This is a genomic window from Scandinavium sp. (genome assembly GCF_036271055.1).
Taxonomy (GTDB): Bacteria; Pseudomonadota; Gammaproteobacteria; order Enterobacterales; family Enterobacteriaceae; genus Scandinavium.
In genome coordinates this window covers 1-19,319 of record NZ_DATBBJ010000004.1, presented here as the reverse complement: position 1 = coordinate 19,319, position 19,319 = coordinate 1, and the positions used below count along the sequence as shown (strand labels likewise).

18 protein-coding genes and 1 riboswitch are annotated in these 19,319 nt (G+C 53.8%); of the genes, 7 read left to right on the top strand and 11 right to left on the bottom strand.

Annotation, left to right across the window (positions count from 1 at the left end; translation table 11 throughout):
- The first annotated feature begins 61 nt into the window (after positions 1-61).
- Positions 62-4,285: a DNA-directed RNA polymerase subunit beta' gene (gene rpoC, locus VH187_RS00300; protein WP_329699508.1), complete on the top strand. Its 4,224-nt coding sequence runs from the start codon at positions 62-64 to the stop codon at positions 4,283-4,285.
- A gap of 130 nt (positions 4,286-4,415) precedes the next feature.
- On the opposite strand, the gene VH187_RS00295 is transcribed toward rpoC, so the two are convergent.
- The 9 genes from VH187_RS00295 to rsd all read right to left on the bottom strand — a co-directional run bounded on the left by VH187_RS00295 (position 4,416) and on the right by rsd (position 11,523).
- Positions 4,416-4,733, bottom strand: coding sequence for a PTS lactose/cellobiose transporter subunit IIA (locus VH187_RS00295; protein WP_329699507.1), 318 nt, complete (start codon positions 4,731-4,733; stop codon positions 4,416-4,418).
- Between the two features lie 3 nt (positions 4,734-4,736).
- Positions 4,737-5,042: a PTS sugar transporter subunit IIB gene (locus tag VH187_RS00290; RefSeq protein WP_159776894.1), complete on the bottom strand. Its 306-nt coding sequence runs from the start codon at positions 5,040-5,042 to the stop codon at positions 4,737-4,739.
- Between the two features lie 383 nt (positions 5,043-5,425).
- Positions 5,426-6,553 (bottom strand): 2-iminoacetate synthase ThiH, encoded by a 1,128-nt coding sequence (thiH, locus tag VH187_RS00285; RefSeq protein WP_329699506.1) that lies wholly within the window; start codon positions 6,551-6,553, stop codon positions 5,426-5,428.
- Positions 6,553-7,320 carry a thiazole synthase gene (thiG, locus tag VH187_RS00280; RefSeq protein ID WP_329699505.1) on the bottom strand — a complete coding sequence of 256 codons (768 nt, stop codon included), beginning with the start codon at positions 7,318-7,320 and terminating at the stop codon, positions 6,553-6,555. Before thiG ends, thiH begins: the two co-directional genes overlap by 1 nt.
- A gap of 1 nt (position 7,321) precedes the next feature.
- Complete coding sequence (gene thiS / locus VH187_RS00275) at positions 7,322-7,522, bottom strand: sulfur carrier protein ThiS (protein ID WP_329699504.1); 201 nt, start codon at positions 7,520-7,522, stop codon at positions 7,322-7,324.
- The gene (locus VH187_RS00270; RefSeq protein ID WP_329699503.1) at positions 7,506-8,261 is read right to left on the bottom strand and encodes a HesA/MoeB/ThiF family protein; all 756 of its coding nucleotides are present in this window, start codon (positions 8,259-8,261) and stop codon (positions 7,506-7,508) included. The genes thiS and VH187_RS00270 overlap by 17 nt, the downstream gene beginning before the upstream one ends.
- Positions 8,254-8,889 carry a thiamine phosphate synthase gene (gene thiE / locus VH187_RS00265; protein WP_329699502.1) on the bottom strand — a complete coding sequence of 212 codons (636 nt, stop codon included), beginning with the start codon at positions 8,887-8,889 and terminating at the stop codon, positions 8,254-8,256. Before thiE ends, VH187_RS00270 begins: the two co-directional genes overlap by 8 nt.
- The gene (gene thiC, locus VH187_RS00260; protein ID WP_329699501.1) at positions 8,889-10,784 is read right to left on the bottom strand and encodes a phosphomethylpyrimidine synthase ThiC; all 1,896 of its coding nucleotides are present in this window, start codon (positions 10,782-10,784) and stop codon (positions 8,889-8,891) included. Before thiC ends, thiE begins: the two co-directional genes overlap by 1 nt.
- A gap of 81 nt (positions 10,785-10,865) precedes the next feature.
- A riboswitch (TPP riboswitch) is annotated at positions 10,866-10,966 on the bottom strand.
- A gap of 53 nt (positions 10,967-11,019) precedes the next feature.
- Positions 11,020-11,523 (bottom strand): sigma D regulator, encoded by a 504-nt coding sequence (gene rsd / locus VH187_RS00255; RefSeq protein ID WP_329699500.1) that lies wholly within the window; start codon positions 11,521-11,523, stop codon positions 11,020-11,022.
- Positions 11,524-11,620: 97 nt separating this feature from the next.
- On the opposite strand from rsd, the gene nudC reads away from it, so the two are divergent.
- The 6 genes from nudC (at position 11,621) to VH187_RS00225 (ending at position 15,979) form a co-directional block, all read left to right on the top strand.
- Positions 11,621-12,394 carry an NAD(+) diphosphatase gene (gene nudC, locus VH187_RS00250; RefSeq protein ID WP_329699499.1) on the top strand — a complete coding sequence of 258 codons (774 nt, stop codon included), beginning with the start codon at positions 11,621-11,623 and terminating at the stop codon, positions 12,392-12,394.
- A 39-nt stretch (positions 12,395-12,433) separates the two neighbouring features.
- Positions 12,434-13,498 (top strand): uroporphyrinogen decarboxylase, encoded by a 1,065-nt coding sequence (gene hemE / locus VH187_RS00245; protein ID WP_329699498.1) that lies wholly within the window; start codon positions 12,434-12,436, stop codon positions 13,496-13,498.
- 9 nt (positions 13,499-13,507) lie between these two features.
- Positions 13,508-14,179, top strand: a complete 672-nt coding sequence (nfi, locus tag VH187_RS00240) for a deoxyribonuclease V (protein WP_329699497.1) — start codon at positions 13,508-13,510, stop codon at positions 14,177-14,179.
- 42 nt (positions 14,180-14,221) lie between these two features.
- Positions 14,222-14,812: a YjaG family protein gene (locus VH187_RS00235; RefSeq protein ID WP_329699496.1), complete on the top strand. Its 591-nt coding sequence runs from the start codon at positions 14,222-14,224 to the stop codon at positions 14,810-14,812.
- Between the two features lie 186 nt (positions 14,813-14,998).
- Positions 14,999-15,274 carry a nucleoid-associated protein HU-alpha gene (gene hupA / locus VH187_RS00230; protein ID WP_329699495.1) on the top strand — a complete coding sequence of 92 codons (276 nt, stop codon included), beginning with the start codon at positions 14,999-15,001 and terminating at the stop codon, positions 15,272-15,274.
- A 12-nt stretch (positions 15,275-15,286) separates the two neighbouring features.
- Entirely contained in the window at positions 15,287-15,979 is a 693-nt protein-coding gene (locus tag VH187_RS00225; RefSeq protein ID WP_329699514.1) for a DUF1481 domain-containing protein, read from the top strand.
- Positions 15,980-16,020: 41 nt separating this feature from the next.
- Here the strand turns inward: VH187_RS00225 and purD are convergent, their stop codons facing one another.
- Positions 16,021-17,313 (bottom strand): phosphoribosylamine--glycine ligase, encoded by a 1,293-nt coding sequence (purD, locus tag VH187_RS00220; RefSeq protein WP_329699513.1) that lies wholly within the window; start codon positions 17,311-17,313, stop codon positions 16,021-16,023.
- A gap of 15 nt (positions 17,314-17,328) precedes the next feature.
- Positions 17,329-18,918: a bifunctional phosphoribosylaminoimidazolecarboxamide formyltransferase/IMP cyclohydrolase gene (gene purH / locus VH187_RS00215; protein ID WP_329699494.1), complete on the bottom strand. Its 1,590-nt coding sequence runs from the start codon at positions 18,916-18,918 to the stop codon at positions 17,329-17,331.
- Positions 18,919-19,319: the final 401 nt, after the last annotated feature.

The window sequence follows — 19,319 nt, the reverse complement described above, 5'->3', positions numbered from 1 at the left end:
GTCACTGGTGTCGGGGTCATTCCCGACGCCAGATTGTGCTAACTCCGACGGGAGCAAATCCGTGAAAGATTTACTAAAGTTTCTAAAAGCGCAGACTAAAACCGAAGAGTTTGATGCGATCAAAATTGCTCTGGCTTCGCCAGACATGATCCGTTCATGGTCTTTCGGTGAAGTGAAAAAGCCGGAAACCATCAACTACCGTACGTTCAAACCTGAACGTGACGGTCTCTTCTGCGCCCGTATTTTTGGGCCGGTAAAAGACTATGAGTGCCTGTGCGGTAAGTACAAGCGCCTGAAACACCGTGGTGTGATTTGTGAGAAGTGCGGCGTTGAAGTGACCCAGACTAAAGTGCGTCGTGAGCGCATGGGTCACATCGAACTGGCATCTCCAACTGCCCACATCTGGTTCCTGAAATCGCTGCCGTCCCGTATCGGCCTGCTGCTCGATATGCCACTGCGTGATATCGAACGCGTACTGTACTTCGAATCTTATGTTGTTATCGAAGGCGGTATGACCAACCTGGAACGCAATCAGATCCTGACTGAAGAGCAGTATCTGGATGCGCTGGAAGAGTTTGGTGACGAATTCGACGCGAAGATGGGTGCGGAAGCTATTCAGGCCCTGCTGAAAAGCATGGATCTGGAGCAAGAGTGCGAGCAGCTGCGTGAAGAGCTGAACGAAACCAACTCCGAAACCAAACGTAAAAAGCTGACCAAGCGTATCAAACTGCTGGAAGCGTTCGTTCAGTCTGGTAACAAGCCAGAGTGGATGATCCTGACCGTTCTGCCGGTTCTGCCGCCAGATCTGCGTCCGCTGGTTCCGCTGGATGGTGGTCGTTTCGCAACTTCAGATCTGAACGATCTGTATCGTCGCGTGATCAACCGTAACAACCGTCTGAAACGTCTGCTGGATCTGGCTGCGCCAGATATCATCGTACGTAACGAAAAACGTATGCTGCAGGAAGCGGTTGATGCCCTGCTGGATAACGGTCGTCGCGGTCGTGCGATCACCGGTTCTAACAAACGTCCTCTGAAATCTTTGGCCGATATGATCAAAGGTAAACAGGGTCGTTTCCGTCAGAACCTGCTCGGTAAGCGTGTTGACTACTCCGGTCGTTCTGTTATCACCGTAGGTCCATACCTGCGTCTGCATCAGTGCGGTCTGCCTAAGAAAATGGCACTGGAACTGTTCAAACCGTTCATCTACGGCAAACTGGAACTGCGTGGCCTGGCCACCACCATTAAAGCCGCTAAGAAGATGGTTGAGCGCGAAGAAGCTGTCGTTTGGGATATCCTGGACGAAGTTATCCGCGAACACCCGGTACTGCTGAACCGTGCACCAACTCTGCACCGTTTGGGTATCCAGGCGTTTGAACCGGTTCTGATCGAAGGTAAAGCAATTCAGCTTCACCCGCTGGTTTGTGCGGCATATAACGCCGACTTCGATGGTGACCAGATGGCTGTTCACGTACCGCTGACGCTGGAAGCCCAGCTCGAAGCGCGTGCGTTGATGATGTCTACCAACAACATCCTGTCCCCAGCGAACGGTGAGCCAATCATCGTTCCTTCTCAGGACGTTGTATTGGGTCTGTACTACATGACCCGTGACTGTGTTAACGCCAAAGGCGAAGGCATGGTGCTGACTGGCCCTAAAGAAGCTGAGCGTATTTATCGCGCTGGCCTGGCCTCTCTGCATGCGCGCGTTAAAGTGCGTATCACCGAATACGAAAAAGACGCTCAGGGCGAATTCGTTGCGAAAACCAGCCTGATCGATACGACCGTTGGTCGTGCGATTCTGTGGATGATCGTACCGAAAGGTCTGCCTTTCTCCATCGTCAACCAGGCGCTTGGCAAGAAAGCTATCTCCAAAATGCTGAACACTTGTTACCGCATCTTGGGTCTGAAGCCGACCGTTATCTTTGCTGACCAGACCATGTACACCGGTTTTGCCTATGCAGCGCGCTCAGGTGCGTCCGTAGGTATCGACGACATGGTTATCCCAGAGAAGAAACACGAGATCATCTCTGAAGCAGAAGCCGAAGTTGCTGAGATCCAGGAGCAGTTCCAGTCTGGTCTGGTCACCGCGGGCGAACGCTACAACAAAGTTATCGATATTTGGGCTGCAGCGAACGATCGCGTTTCTAAAGCGATGATGGATAACCTGCAGACTGAAACCGTGATTAACCGTGACGGCGTTGAAGAGCAGCAGGTTTCCTTCAACAGCATCTACATGATGGCCGACTCCGGAGCGCGTGGTTCAGCAGCTCAGATTCGTCAGCTGGCAGGTATGCGTGGTCTGATGGCGAAGCCGGATGGCTCCATCATCGAAACGCCAATCACCGCGAACTTCCGTGAAGGTCTGAACGTACTTCAGTACTTCATCTCCACGCACGGTGCTCGTAAAGGTCTGGCGGATACCGCACTGAAAACTGCGAACTCCGGTTATCTGACGCGTCGTCTGGTTGACGTTGCACAGGATCTGGTTGTTACCGAAGACGATTGTGGCACCCTTGAAGGTATCACCATGACCCCGGTTATCGAGGGTGGTGATGTTAAAGAGCCACTGCGCGATCGCGTTCTGGGTCGTGTGACTGCAGAAGATATTCTGAAGCCGGGTACGGCGGACATCCTTGTTCCGCGTAACACTCTGCTGCACGAACATCTGTGTGATCTGCTCGAAGTTAACTCCGTTGACTCCGTGAAAGTTCGCTCTGTTGTATCTTGTGACACCGACTTTGGTGTATGTGCGCACTGCTATGGTCGTGACCTGGCGCGTGGCCACATCATCAACAAAGGTGAAGCAATCGGTGTTATCGCGGCACAGTCCATCGGTGAGCCGGGTACACAGCTGACGATGCGTACGTTCCACATCGGTGGTGCGGCATCTCGTGCGGCTGCTGAATCCAGCATCCAGGTGAAAAACAAGGGTAGCATCAAGCTCTCTAACGCCAAGTCGGTTGTTAACTCCGCTGGCAAGCTGGTTGTGACCTCTCGTAACACCGAGCTGAAACTGATCGACGAATTCGGTCGTACCAAAGAAAGCTATAAAGTGCCTTACGGTGCCGTTATGGCGAAAGGTGATGGTGAGCAGGTTGCTGGCGGCGAGACCGTAGCAAACTGGGATCCGCACACCATGCCGGTTATCACCGAAGTGTCTGGTTTCATTCGCTTCACTGATATGGTCGACGGCCAGACGATTACTCGTCAGACCGACGAACTGACCGGTCTGTCTTCGCTGGTGGTTCTGGATTCTGCAGAACGTACTGCCGGTGGTAAAGACCTGCGTCCAGCACTGAAAATCATCGATGCTAAAGGCAACGACGTTCTGATCCCAGGCACCGATATGCCTGCTCAGTACTTCCTGCCGGGCAAAGCGATTGTTCAGTTGGATGATGGCGTGCAAATCAGCTCTGGTGACACCCTGGCGCGTATTCCACAGGAATCCGGCGGTACCAAGGATATTACCGGTGGTCTGCCACGCGTTGCGGATCTGTTCGAAGCTCGTCGTCCGAAAGAGCCGGCAATTCTGGCAGAAATCAGCGGTATCATTTCCTTCGGTAAAGAAACCAAAGGCAAACGCCGTCTGGTGATCACCCCGATTGACGGTAGCGATCCGTACGAAGAGATGATTCCGAAATGGCGTCAGCTCAACGTGTTCGAAGGTGAGCGTGTAGAACGCGGTGACGTAGTGTCCGATGGCCCAGAAGCGCCACACGACATTCTGCGTCTGCGTGGTGTTCACGCGGTGACTCGTTACATCACTAACGAAGTGCAGGAAGTTTACCGTCTGCAAGGCGTTAAGATTAACGATAAGCACATCGAAGTTATCGTGCGTCAGATGCTGCGTAAAGCAACCATCGCCAGCGCCGGCAGCTCCGACTTCCTCGAAGGCGAGCAGGTTGAATACTCCCGCGTTAAGATCGCTAACCGCGATCTGGAAGCGGAAGGCAAAATCACCGTGACTTATGCGCGTGATCTGCTGGGTATCACCAAAGCGTCTCTGGCTACCGAGTCGTTCATCTCTGCGGCATCGTTCCAGGAGACCACTCGCGTACTGACCGAAGCAGCTGTTGCGGGCAAACGCGACGAACTGCGCGGTCTGAAAGAGAACGTCATCGTGGGTCGTCTGATCCCGGCCGGTACAGGTTATGCGTACCACCAGGATCGTATCCGTCGCCGTGCAGCGGGTGAAACACCTGTTGTACCGCAGGTGACTGCTGAAGATGCTTCTGCAAGCCTTGCAGAACTGCTGAACGCAGGTCTGGGCGGTTCCGACAACGATTAATCGTTGCTGATAACGCTACTAAAAACCCGCTTCGGCGGGTTTTTTTATGGCTGACGAAACGTGATTCGTAAACGATAAAAACAAAAATGCCCGCTGAGCGGGCATCTTGTCTGACTGAGAAAACGTTTTTTTAGTTTACCAGCGGCAAACGACGATAGAGTTCAATCATATCGCCCGCCAGATCCTGAATCACCATTGCGTTCATCAGGTGATCCTGAGAGTGAACGGTAATCAGGTTAACGGGCAGTTTGCCTGTGCCTTCGTCGAGGCCAATCAACTGGGTCTGAATAGTATGCGCATGTTTAACAAACTCACGCGACTCAACCATTGCTTGTTCCGCTGCTGAAAAATCACCTTTACGGGCGAGTTGCAGCGCGGTTAATGCAGAACTGCGTGCGGCCCCGGCATTAACCAGTAGCTCCATGATAATAGTTTCTAAATCTTCCACGACTCACTCCATCAGCTTGAGAGCTTTCTCAAGAACGACATCACCTTTCATCATGCCGTAATCCATCATATCGATAACCGCAACTTTCTTGCCCAGCGGCTCGGCCTCTGCCTGGAGTTTAGCCAGTTCGTATTTCACCTGTGGCCCAAGCAGTACGATATCGGCCGCGCCGATATTATCTTTGAATTCTGCGACAGGGACTGCCTTGATAGTCACTTCGACGCCTTTTTTCTGAGCTGCGTCTTTCATACGTTGAACCAGCATGCTAGTGGACATGCCTGCTGCACAGCATAAAACAATGTTCTTCATAACTCGCCCTCATGGTCCTTGATGCTCCATCTTTATCGCGTGACGCGTTAATCAACAACCGCTTTACGGTGATTGTGTGTAAGGCATCACAAAGATAGCCGCAAATAAATGAAACCGGTTACAGTTTGTCGCGTTCCGTAGGAAATCGTGTCTCCATTGCCTACGAATATCATCGAATTCACTGCTCTGAACAGCGACTTATCACAGAGTTAGTGACACAGCTAAAGTTGAGGCAGGGCGGAAGAGGAAGGAACCGCCGCCCTGGTCAACATTCCCTGCTGACCAGTGCAGCGTAGGATAGCTGCTGTTTACAGACAACGCTTGATGAACCACTTTACGAGCAGGCTTCAGCGTTTTCTTCATCCTAATGTAACGCTTGCAGATTAGTGCGAGGAACGCCCCAGCCACGGGTCCCAGTCTTTCCATACCGGCTGCAAACCCTTCGAAATAAGGGCGGCGGCGACTTCTTCCGGCCGGCGTCCGTCGTGAGGGGTGAATTGCTCCAGTTCCAGGTGGTCATCCGCATAGCCGCCGGGTTGCGTCTTCGAAAACGCGCTGACGTTATTGATAGCAATAGGGATGACCCGATCGCGAAACTGCGGCGATTCGCGGGTCGACAGTGACAACTCAATGTCTGGTGAAAGCAGGCGAAATGCACAAATGGTTTGTACCAGCTGACGTTCGTCCATTATCGATGCCGGTTCTACGCCACCCGCACAGGGGCGCAGACGGGGAAACGAGACGGAATAGCGGCTCTGCCAGTAATGTTGCTGGAGCCAAAGTAGATGCTCCGCCACCATGTAACAGTCAACGCGCCAACTATCGGAAAGCCCAATCAGCGCGCCCAGGCCGATTTTATCGATCCCCGCTTTGCCCAATCGATCTGGCGTTTCCAGTCGCCAGATGAAATCTTTCTTATTGCCTTTCAGATGATGGCGCGCATACATCGCCTGATGATAGGTCTCCTGATACACCATCACGCCATCCAGCCCTAACGTTTTCAACTCCGCATATTCGGGCTGCGACAAAGGCTGAACTTCCATCTGCAACGAAGCAAATTGACGGCGGATGTCGGGGAGATGGCGGCGAAAATAGTCCATCCCGACTTTGGTCTGATGCTCGCCAGTTACGAGAAGTAAATGCTCAAATCCCATCGCGCGAATCGCTTCGCACTCTCGGGCAATCTCGTGAGAATCCAGCGTTTTCCGCTTGATGCGATTGCTCATTGAGAAGCCGCAGTAGGTACAGTCGTTCGCACAGAGATTTGAAAGATAGAGCGGGACATAGAAACTGACGGTATGACCGAAACGCTGACGGGTAAGCTGCTGCGCTCGTTGCGCCAGTGTTTCAAGGTATCCGTCTGCGGCGGGCGAAAGCAGTGCCAAAAAATCGTCGCGGCTGAGCTGACGAGCTGCCAGCGCACGTTCCACATCGACTGCCGTTTTTCTGTGGATCCGCAGACGAATGTCATCCCAGTCGAGTTGTTGCCAGCGTTGAGTGAAGGTCGCCATCACAACGCCTCCAGAAAACCCGTCAACGGGCTGGTGGCCTGCGCCATTCTGCTTTTCGCACCGGGCCCAGCTTGTCTTGCGAGAAGGCCCGCTTCGACCGCAAGCCGAAAAGCGGTCGCCATTTCTATAGGAGAATCCGCTACGGCAATCGCCGTGTTGACCAGCACCGCATCTGCGCCCATTTCCATTGCCTGTGCGGCGTGACTCGGTACGCCAATTCCGGCATCCACCACAACGGGTATGGTCGATTGCGCGATAATAATCTCCAGCATCGCACGGGTTTCCAGGCCCTGATTTGAGCCAATAGGCGCGCCGAGGGGCATCACTGCGGCGCAGCCTACATCTTCCAGCCGTTTGCACAAGACGGGATCGGCGCTGCAGTACGGCAGCACCACAAATCCTTCTTTAACCAGTCGCTCTGCGGCTTTCAGCGTTTCAATCGGGTCCGGCAACAACCAGCGGTGATCGGGGTGAATTTCCAGTTTTACCCAATGCGTTCCTAATGCTTCCCGAGCTAACCGTGCGGCAAAAATGGCGTCCTCAGCGGTTTTAGCCCCGGAAGTATTCGGCAGCAGCGACACACCCGCGTCCAAAAGGGGCTGAAGAATGGCGTCATTATGCTGGCGTAAATCGATGCGTTTCATCGCCAGCGTCACCAGCTGGCTGCCGGACGCGCGAATGGCGTTGACCATCAGTTCCGGCGTGGCAAATTTCCCTGTGCCAGTGAACAGGTGTGATTCAAAGGTTTTATCGGCAATACGTAGCATTTCAGCCTCCGGCTATTACCTGAAAAAGCAGGAGCGCATCGCCCTCCTGCAAAGGATGTTGCGTCCACTGTGAACGGGGCAGAATGTGCTGATTGAGCGCCAGCGCAACGCCAGGTTTGTCGTGATCGAGCTGTGACAATAGCGCTGCTACATGTGTCCCGGTCTCGCATTCAACGCGCTCATCGTTAACAAGAATCTGCATTAGAACCTCCGCAAACGGGGCAGTCAGCCGAGCGTGTTCGGGTGAGTGAGCGCCAGTCGCCCGACCGGGCATCAAACAGACGCAATACGTCCTGTGCTGTTTCCATGCCGCTCAACAGTTTGATGGTCTCCAGCGCTTGCAACGTTCCCATCATGCCGACGGCTGGTCCGACGATCCCGGCGGTGCGGCAATTACGTTCAGGCTCCTGTTCATCAGGCCACAGACAGCGATAGCAGCCATGCGTCAGCGGCGGGGCGATCACCATCAATTGACCGCCAAACCCAACGGCGCTGGCGGTGATCAGCGGCTTCCTCTGTTCTACACAAGCGGCATTGATGGCCTGACGACTCGCCATAGTGTCAGTGCAGTCGAGCACGACATCTGCCTGTTGGATCTGCTGGTGGAGCGCTTCACCCGTAAGGTGTTGGTTCAGGGCAATAAGCTGAATGTCTGGATTGAGCTGTGAAAGCCGCTGTTTCGTCACCGCTGCTTTGGGCTGGTCGATATCGTCCGTGGTAAACAGAATTTGCCGCTGTAAATTACTGATATGCACATGATCGTCATCGGCTAATACCAGCTTACCAATGCCCGCCCCAGCCAGATAGAGTGCCGCCGGAGAGCCCAGCCCGCCAAGGCCGATAATCAATACGCGACTGGCGAGCAACTTTTGCTGCCCGTCGATGGCGATATCGTCGAGTAAGATCTGGCGACTGTAGCGCATAAAATCGCGATCATTCATCGCCTGCCCCCGCCATTTCCAGCAGTTGAGCGGTTGCCAGTTGCCAGTCTGGCGCCTGAGTGATGGCGCTAACCACTGCAATACTGCCTACGCCGGTCGCCAGTACCGACGGAGCCTGTGCAATGCTAATCCCGCCAATTGCCACCGTTGGGTAATCCTTCAGCCGCGTGATATGCCCGGCAAGCTGCGCCAGCCCTTGTGGTGCTGACGGCATCTGTTTCGTTTGCGTAGGAAAAACGTGACCCAACGCGATGTAGGACGGCTTTACGGCAAGCGCCACGTCGATCTCCATATCGTCATGCGTAGACACACCCAACCGCAGACCGGCTTTACGGATTGCGGCCAGATCGGTGACCGCAAGATCTTCCTGGCCCAGATGCACGCCGTAAGCCCGATGCTTAATTGCCAGCCGCCAGTAATCGTTGATAAACAGCCGTGCACGATAGCGGCGGCCCAACGTAATTGCGGCAATTACGTCGGCTTCCACTTCAGTATCGTCTTTATCCTTGATACGTAACTGGAGCGTGCGCACGCCAGCGTCCAGCAAACGTGCAATCCACTCCACGCTGTCGACCACCGGGTAGAGGCCTAAGCGCAGCGGCACCGTGGGGAAATCAGGCTGATACATCAGACTTCCTCCTTGCGCAGATAGATGTCACCGCCTTTCGCGCGGAAGTTCTCTGACATATCAGCCATGCCCACTTCGATGGTTTGCGCTGCCGCATAGTCGCGCACTTCCTGGGAGATTTTCATCGAGCAGAATTTTGGACCACACATGGAACAGAAGTGCGCCACTTTGCCGGACTCCTGTGGCAGCGTTTCATCGTGATAAGCACGGGCGGTGAAGGGATCGAGCGCCAGATTGAACTGGTCGTCCCAGCGGAATTCAAAGCGCGCTTTCGACATGGCGTTATCGCGGATTTGCGCGCCGGGATGACCTTTCGCCAGATCGGCGGCGTGTGCGGCGATTTTGTAGGTGATCAGCCCCTGTTTCACGTCTTCTTTGTTGGGCAAACCAAGGTGTTCTTTCGGCGTGACATAGCAGAGCATCGCGCAGCCGAACCAGCCAATCATCGCTGCCCCAATGCCGGAGGTGAAGTGATCGTAACCCGGTGCGATGTCGGTGGTCAGCGGTCCGAGTGTATAGAACGGCGCTTCGTGACAATGCTCCAGTTCTTCGGTCATATTGCGGCGAATCATCTGCATCGGCACGTGGCCCGGACCTTCGATCATCACCTGCACGTCATATTCCCACGCGATTTTGGTCAGCTCGCCAAGCGTATGCAGTTCGGCAAACTGCGCTTCGTCATTGGCGTCCTGAATGGAACCAGGACGAAGACCGTCTCCCAGCGAAAGGGAGACGTCATACGCGGCGCAAATTTGGCAGATTTCACGGAAATGCTGATACAGGAAATTTTCCTGATGATGCGACAGGCACCATTTCGCCATGATCGAGCCGCCGCGTGAAACAATGCCCGTTAGACGTTTAGCGGTCATCGGCACGTAGCGCAACAGCACGCCCGCGTGGATGGTGAAGTAATCCACGCCTTGCTCTGCTTGTTCCAGCAACGTGTCGCGGAAGGCTTCCCACGTCAGATCTTCGGCGATCCCGTTGACCTTTTCCAGCGCCTGATAGATCGGTACTGTGCCAATCGGCACCGGACTGTTTCGCAGGATCCACTCGCGGGTTTCGTGGATATAGCGGCCAGTAGAGAGATCCATTACCGTATCCGCTCCCCAGCGTGTCGACCACACCAGCTTTTCCACTTCTTCTTCAATCGACGAGGTGACTGCTGAGTTACCGATGTTGGCGTTGACCTTCACCAGAAAGTTGCGGCCAATGATCATCGGTTCGGATTCAGGATGGTTGATGTTGGCCGGAATGATGGCGCGTCCGGCTGCGACTTCATCCCGGACAAATTCCGGTGTGATATTTTCCGGCAATCGCGCGCCGAAACCTTCACCTGGATGCTGATGGCGTAATACTTCACTGCGAATACGCTCGCGGCCCATGTTCTCGCGAATCGCAATGAACTCCATTTCCGGCGTAACAATGCCCTGACGCGCATAATGCAATTGCGTCACACACTTGCCAGCGACGGCACGTTTCGGTGTCAGCAGGCCAGTGAAGCGCAGTTCATCAAGTCCGTCATCGGCCAGGCGTTCTTTGGTGTATGCAGAACTTCTCTCGTCCAGCGGTTCGCTGTCGTAGCGTGCATCAATCCACGGCTGACGCAGTTTCGTCAGGCCTTGCTGAACGTTAATGGCAATGGCCGGATCGCCATACGGGCCAGAGGTGTCATACACGGGAACCGCTTCGTTCTGCTCAAGTTGCGGGTTTTCTTTCGTCCCGCCGATGAACGTTGGGCTTAGCTGAATTTCACGCATTGGCACGCGAATGTCATCGCGGGAGCCCTGGAGGTATATGCGTTTTGAGTTGGGGAAGGCGGTGCCTTCAAGGGTGTCGATAAAGTGTTGAGCGTGTGCGCGTTGTTCGCGGCGGGTCAGTTTTGTAGTAGACATAGCACATTCCAGTTAATCAAGGAGATGGCTTGTCAGACGACGGATGAAGCAAGAGGATACGCGCCCGCAAAGGCAACGTAATAAGGTGTAACTCTTGTTCCCTTCGCAGGTACTAGCCTGATCAGGTTCCGCGGATCCCGAATTAACGGTCTCAGCCCAAATGGGCACTCCGACAAGATACAACCCCGCCAGCGGCGAGGTGAAGAATGTAAATTACTCGTTAACGACTAAGAACTCAAGCTGGACGCGCAATCTGATTTTCATCATTGGCGCTGCCGTTGAGTTTGTTATCCAATGCCAGGGCAATCAGGCTGTCTTCCAGCGTAAAGCGAGCGGCAAGGGCTTCACCAAGCGTCGATAAGGCCTGCTGAAACTCCATGCAGTTATCATCATCGATAGCCATTTCCAGGCTCGAATCATACAAATCCATTATCTGTTGGGTGTTGCCTTCAAGCTGAGGATAAAGTTTTGTTGCGGCTAAAAGTGGGTTTTCACCTTCCAATTCGCCGACAATGCGTTCATAAATACTGAAATGGCCGGCGGAGAGGTAATCCACCAGACGCTGACAAAAATCGTCCAGTGCTTTCTCGTTGAGGCGCATATACGATCCTTTGCCAGGCTTAATGCCAACCAGATTGTAATAAGCGACGAGCAACTGCTTGCGTACCTGTAGCCACTGATCGACAAGATGATGGCTGCCGCCAACGCGCTCTGTCAGGCTTTCTAACTGGTTTAGCATGATGGACTCCGACTTTAAAAGAGTAAAAACGGCTCACCCAAAAAATGTAAAAACACTGTTAACAAAGTGCCAGTGAAGCGAAGGTAGTGCAATAGATATGGATCGTATAATTGAAAAATTAGACCGCGGCTGGTGGATAGTCAGTCACGAACAGAAATTATGGCTGCCCGGCGGTGACTTACCCTATGGTGAAGCGGAAAAATTCGATCTTGTCGGAAAACCGGCAATGCAGATCGGCGAATGGCAGGGTGAACCGGTCTGGTTGATTCAACAGGCGCGACACCAGGAGATGGGCACAGTACGCCAGGTGCTGGATCAAGATGTGGGTCTGTTCCAGCTCGCAGGCCGCGGCGTGCAACTGGCGGAGTTTTATCGTTCGCATAAATTCTGCGGCTATTGTGGCCACACCATGCACCCGAGTAAAACCGAGTGGGCGATGCTGTGCAGCCACTGCCGGGAACGTTATTACCCGCAAATTGCTCCGTGCATTATCGTCGCCATTCGCCGCGATGACTCCATTTTGCTGGCTCAGCACACGCGTCATCGCAATGGCGTGCACACCGTGCTGGCAGGCTTTGTTGAAGTGGGCGAAACCCTCGAACAGGCTGTCGCGCGTGAAGTGATGGAAGAGAGTTCGATTCGCGTTAAAAATCTGCGTTATGTGACCTCGCAGCCCTGGCCGTTCCCGCAGTCACTGATGACCGCTTTTATGGCAGATTACGACAGCGGCGATATCGTTATCGATCCGAAAGAACTGCTGGAAGCCAACTGGTATCGCTATGACAATCTGCCTTTGTTGCCACCACCGGGCACTGTGGCGCGGCGTTTGATTGAAGATACGGTGGCGATGTGTCGGGCAGACTATGAGTGATGGTACACTGCCCGCACGACGCATAAAGGAACTGCAAACATGACCGAATTGACGAACGATCGTTATCTGCGTGCGCTGCTGCGCCAGCCTGTTGATATCACCCCTGTCTGGATGATGAGACAAGCGGGGCGCTATTTGCCTGAATACAAGGCGACACGCGCCGTTGCCGGTGATTTTATGTCACTGTGCAAAAACGCGGAACTTGCCTGTGAAGTCACTTTGCAGCCGCTGCGCCGCTACCCGCTGGATGCTGCGATCCTCTTCTCGGACATTCTGACCATTCCTGATGCGATGGGACTTGGCCTCTATTTCGAAACGGGCGAAGGCCCGCGCTTTACGTCTCCACTGAAAACTAAAGCGGATATCGAAAAGCTGCCCGTGCCGGATCCAGAGCAGGAACTGGGCTATGTGATGAACGCGGTACGCACCATTCGCCGCGAGCTAAAAGGCGAAGTGCCGCTGATTGGTTTCTCTGGCAGCCCGTGGACGCTGGCGACATATATGGTGGAAGGCGGTAGCAGCAAAGCGTTCACCGTTATCAAGAAAATGATGTATGCCGATCCCCAGGCGCTGCATTTGCTGCTCGACAAGCTGGCGCAAAGCGTCACGCTGTATCTGAACGCGCAAATCCGCGCGGGGGCGCAGTCGGTGATGATTTTCGATACCTGGGGCGGTGTGCTGACCGGGCGTGATTATCAGCAGTTCTCGCTGTATTACATGCACAAAATCATTGATGGGTTGCAGCGCGAAAACGAAGGCCGTCGTGTGCCGGTCACACTGTTCACCAAAGGTGGCGGGCAGTGGCTGGAAGTGATGGCCGCAACGGGATGTGATGCACTTGGCCTCGACTGGACCACCGACATTGCCGATGCGCGCCGTCGCGTGGGCGATAAAGTTGCTCTGCAAGGCAACATGGACCCGTCGATGCTCTATGCGCAGCCTGCGCGTATCGAAGAAGAAGTGGCAACCATTCTGGCTGGCTTCGGTCTAGGGGAAGGCCACGTCTTTAACCTCGGACACGGCATTCATCAGGATGTACCGCCGGAGCATGCGGGTGCATTTGTCGAAGCCGTTCACCGCTTGTCAGCGCAGTATCACCGATAAGGACACAGAATGGATTTGGCAGATCTTCGGGAACAACAGCTTGCGTTAGCGTCGTCAGTGATCCGCGAGGATCTGTTTTCTGAAGATCTTCCGAGATTCATCGGCGGTGCTGACGTTGGGTTTGAGCAGGGCGGGGAAATCACTCGTGCAGCCATCGTTATGCTGAAATACCCCAGCCTTGAACTGGTGGAATGTCAGATAGCGCGTATTCCCACCACCATGCCTTATATCCCGGGTTTCCTGTCATTCCGTGAATACCCTGCGCTGTTGGCGGCGTGGGAACAACTCTCCCGTAAACCGGACCTGCTGTTTGTTGATGGGCACGGTATTTCTCATCCACGTCGCCTTGGTGTTGCCAGCCATTTTGGCCTGCTGGTGGATGTCCCGACGATTGGCGTGGCAAAGAAACGCCTGTGCGGCAAGTTTGAGCCGCTGTCTGCTGAACCGGGCGCACTGGCACCGCTGATGGATAAGCAAGAGCAGTTGGGCTGGGTGTGGCGTAGCAAAGCGAGATGCAATCCGCTGTTTATTGCCACCGGGCATCGCGTCAGTCAGGACACTGCGCTGGCGTGGGTGCAGCGCTGTACTCAGGGCTATCGTCTGCCCGAGCCCACTCGCTGGGCGGACGCTGTTGCCTCTGGGCGACCGGCCTTCCTGCGTTGGCAAGCAATTCAGCCTTGATTCAGGTAAACTGCCGCTAATTAACGCATTCGAGAACTCATCATGTTACAAAATCCGATTCATTTGCGCCTTGAGAAGCTGGAAAGCTGGCAGCATTTGACCTTCATGGCTTGCCTGTGCGAGCGCATGTATCCGAATTACGCTGTGTTCTGCCAGCAGACTGAATTCGCTGACGGGCAGATTTACCGTCGTATTCTCGATCTTATCTGGGAAACCCTGACCGTAAAGGACGCCAAAATCAATTTCGACAGCCAGCTCGAAAAGCTGGAAGAGGCGATCCCGGTGGCCGACGATTTCGATATCTACGGTGTTTATCCGGCAATTGATGCGTGCGTGGCGTTGAGTGAAGTCGTGCATTCACGTCTGAGCGGTGAAACACTTGAACATGCGATTGAAGTCAGCAAGTCTTCAATCACGACCGTCGCAATGCTTGAAATGACCCAGGCGGGTCGCGAAATGACCGACGAAGAGCTGAAAGAAAACCCGGCGGTGGAACAGGAATGGGACATTCAATGGGAAATTTTCCGACTCCTGGCCGACTGTGAAGAACGCGATATTGAACTGATAAAAGGGCTCCGTGCAGACCTCCGGGAGGCCGGTGAGAGCAATATCGGTATAAATTTTCAGCAATGAAGCCACAAAACGTGACATTCAGTCTGAATTGTCATGCCTGAAGGCTTCACATCTGCCCCCCGTCTGGTCTACATTTGGAAGGCGAAAAAAAGTGGCTATCGGTGCGTGTATGCAGGAGAGTGCTTTTTTGGCATTTCCGTCGCACTCGATGCTTAGCAAGCGATAAACACATTGTAAGGATAACATATGAACAAGACTCAACTGATTGATGTAATTGCGGACAAGGCTGACCTGTCTAAAGCTCAGGCTAAATCTGCCCTGGAATCTACTCTGGCTGCAATTACTGAGTCTCTGAAAGAAGGTGATGCTGTACAACTGGTTGGTTTCGGTACCTTCAAAGTGAACCACCGCGCTGAGCGTACTGGCCGCAACCCGCAGACCGGTAAAGAAATCAAAATCGCCGCAGCCAACGTGCCGGCATTTGTTTCTGGTAAAGCACTGAAAGACGCGGTTAAGCAGTAAGACTGCATGCCGGTGAAAAGTTTTAACGGAGGGGCGGTTTCGCCCCTTTTGTCTATCTGGCGTTGTTCGTTGATGCTGGCCGGAACGTTATTGCTGTCCGCCTGTAGCCATAACTCGTCGCTGCCGCCGTTTACCGCGAGCGGTTATGCAGACAACCAGGGTGCGATGCGCATCTGGCGTAAAGATTCTGACAACGAAACCCATCTGCTCGCGGCGTTCAGCCCGTGGCGCAGCGGGAACACCTCAACCAGTGAATACCGCTGGAAGGGCGATACGCTCTCTCTGATTGAACTCAATATTTACGGTAAACCGCCAGAACATGTTCGCGTGCGTTTTGATGACAGCGGTGAACTCAGCTTTATGCAGCGTGAAGTCGACGGGCAGAAGCAACAACTCTCCAATGACCAAATAGCGTTATATCGCTATCAGGCACAACAAATCCGTCAGACCAGCGATGCGCTGCGTCAAGGGCGTGTGGTGCTGCGTCAGGGACGTTGGCATGAAAACCACACTGTGACTACCTGCGATGGGCAAACGGTGAAACCCGATTTAGAAACTCGTGCCATAAACCATATTGAACGACGCCAAAGTCATTCTTCTGTGGAAGTGAGCGTGGCATGGCTGGAAGCGCCGGAAGGGTCACAGTTGCTGCTGGTGGCGAACGAAGATTTCTGTACCTGGCAGCCGAAAGAGAAAACCTTTTAACGATAGACCCGGCAAGCATCGCGCCGCCGGGCAATGAAAGATTACTTCCCCTGCTCGCGCGCAATGGCGCGATAGCCGATATCTTTCCGGCTGAAACAGTCTTCCCAATGAATATCCGTCATTAACGCATAAGCACGTTTCTGCGCTTCGGCTACGGTTTCACCCAACGCGGTGACACAAAGTACGCGTCCCCCATTAGTCAGCACGCGATCGTCATTCGACAACGTCGTGCCCGCCTGGAAGACTTTCCCGCCTTCGACTTCTTCCAGCGGCAGACCGTGAATTTCGTCGCCGTTATTGTAATCGCCCGGATAACCGCCTGCGGCCATGACCACGCCCAGCGAAGCGCGTGGATCCCAGCGAGACGTTTTCTCATCCAGTTTACCGTCACAGGCGGCCAGGCATAATTCAACCAGATCGGATTGCAGGCGCAACATGATCGGCTGCGTTTCCGGGTCGCCAAAGCGGCAGTTGAATTCGATAACCTTTGGATTGCCTGCTTTATCGATCATCAATCCTGCATACAGAAAACCGGTGTAGGTGTTGCCTTCTGCCGCCATCCCGCGAACGGTAGGCCAGATGATGCGGTCCATGGTGCGCTGATGCACATCGTCAGTGACGACCGGTGCAGGGGAATACGCGCCCATGCCGCCGGTATTCGGCCCGGTATCGCCATCGCCGACGCGTTTGTGATCCTGGCTGGTGGCCATCGGCAGAACGTTTTCACCGTCGACCATCACGATGAAACTGGCTTCTTCGCCATCAAGGAACTCTTCGATGACGATACGGTGGCCCGCGTCGCCAAAGGCATTACCTGCCAGCATGTCATGTACAGCGGCTTCTGCTTCTTCCAGCGTCATGGCGACAATAACGCCTTTACCTGCTGCGAGACCGTCGGCTTTGATAACGATCGGCGCGCCTTTCTCGCGCAGATAAGCCAGTGCGGGGTCAATCTCAGTAAAGTTCTGGTATTCCGCCGTCGGAATCTCATGGCGTGCCAGGAAGTCTTTAGTAAAGGCTTTCGAACCTTCGAGTTGTGCCGCACCTTGTGTCGGGCCAAAGATGGTCAGGCCCGCGTTGCGGAAGGCATCGACCACGCCAATCACCAGCGGTGCTTCCGGTCCAACGATCGTCAGACCAATATCTTCACTTTTGGCGAAATTAAGCAGGGCAGGAATATCAGTCGCGCTAATCGCCACGTTTTGCAGCGTCGGCTCAAGCGCGGTGCCCGCGTTGCCCGGCGCCACGAAAACGGTTTCAACTAGCGGAGACTGTGCCGCTTTCCACGCCAGTGCGTGCTCACGCCCGCCATTACCAATCACTAATACTTTCATCATCTGCTCCGGAGATTAATGGCGGAAGTGGCGCATGTCGGTGAAGATCATCGCAATGCCGTGTTCATCCGCAGCGGCAATGACTTCTTCATCACGAATGGAACCGCCAGGCTGGATAACACAGGTTATGCCGACCGCGGCAGCGGCATCAATACCATCGCGGAACGGGAAGAAGGCATCAGACGCCATCGCGGAGCCTTTCACTTTCAGTCCTTCGTCGGCAGCTTTAATACCGGCAATTTTAGCGGAATACACACGACTCATCTGGCCTGCGCCTATACCAATAGTCACGTTCTCTTTGGCATACACAATGGCGTTGGATTTCACGAATTTCGCCACTTTCCAGCAAAACAGTGCATCACGCAGTTCCTGTTCACTCGGTTGACGCTTGCTGACAACACGCAGTTCACCAGAAGTCACCATGCCGAGATCGCGATCCTGAACCAGTAAACCCCCGTTAACACGTTTGAAATCGAGGCCAGCAGCGCGAGTTTCCCACTGACCACTGGTCAGTACGCGAACATTCTGTTTGGCAGCGGTAATTTTCAGCGCCTCTTCAGTTGCTGATGGGGCGATAATCACTTCGACAAATTGACGAGCGATAATAGCCTGCGCGGTTTCGGCGTCCAGTTCGCGGTTAAAGGCAATGATGCCGCCGAACGCGGAGGTAGGGTCAGTTTTGTATGCGCGGTCGTAGGCATCCAGAATAGAGTGGCTGACAGCCACACCACATGGGTTCGCGTGTTTTACGATGACGCACGCCGGCTCGTTGAACTCTTTCACACATTCCAGCGCGGCATCCGTGTCGGCAATATTGTTATAGGAAAGCGCTTTACCCTGGACTTGCTGTGCTGTGGCAACCGATGCTTCTTTAATTTCTTCTTCTATATAGAAGGCCGCTTGCTGGTGGCTGTTTTCACCGTAACGCATATCCTGCTTCTTAATGAAGTTCAGATTCAGGGTGCGAGGGAAGCGACCCGCTGGCTCTTGCGTTCCGCCGTGGTAAGCCGGAACCAGACTGCCGAAGTAGTTCGCGATCATGCTGTCGTAGGCGGCGGTATGTTCGAAAGCCTTAATGGCGAGGTCGAAACGGGTTTCGAGAGAAAGAGAGTCTTCGTTAGCATCCATCTCACTAATAATAGAAGCGTAGTCACTGCTCTTCACAACGATGGCGACATCTTTATGGTTCTTGGCGGCAGAGCGAACCATGGTTGGGCCACCGATATCGATATTCTCAACAGCGTCTTCCAGTGAGCAGCCTTCGCGAGCGACAGTTTGGGCAAAAGGATAAAGGTTAACGACAACCATATCGATCGGCGCAATACCATGTTCTTCCATAATGCCGTCATCCTGACCGCGACGACCGAGAATGCCGCCGTGCACTTTCGGGTGCAGCGTCTTAACGCGTCCATCCATCATTTCCGGGAAACCGGTGTAATCGGAGACTTCGGTCACCGGCAAGCCTTTATCTGCTAACAGGCGAGCGGTTCCGCCAGTGGAAAGCAGCTCCACACCGCGTGCAGAAAGTGCCTGTGCGAATTCGACGATACCGGCTTTATCAGAAACGCTGAGTAAAGCGCGGCGGACTGGACGACGTTGTTGCATGGTAAATCCCCTGGATTTGACGATTACAGAGAGCGTTAGCTGAATTTTTACCAGAAAAACTCAGCTAACACCCCTCGCGGGGCATCCTTGTTTTAGCGCGGGCATTGTAACGAAAACGTTTGCGCATCGCTCGCAATTTTTTAGATATTTACCGCTTTGTGGATAACTCTGTGTGTAAACAGGTATAAGGCGGGGTTTTGCTGTGGAATGCAGCAGTCAGTCATTTTTCTGTCATTTAAGTATTGCGGTACCTCGAGAACTCCCTATAATGCGCCTCCATCGACACGGCAGATGTGAATCACTTCACACAAACAGCCGGTTCGGTTGAAGAGAAAAATCCTGAAAAATAGGGTTGACTCTGAAAGAGGAAAGCGTAATATACGCCACCTCGCAACGGTGAG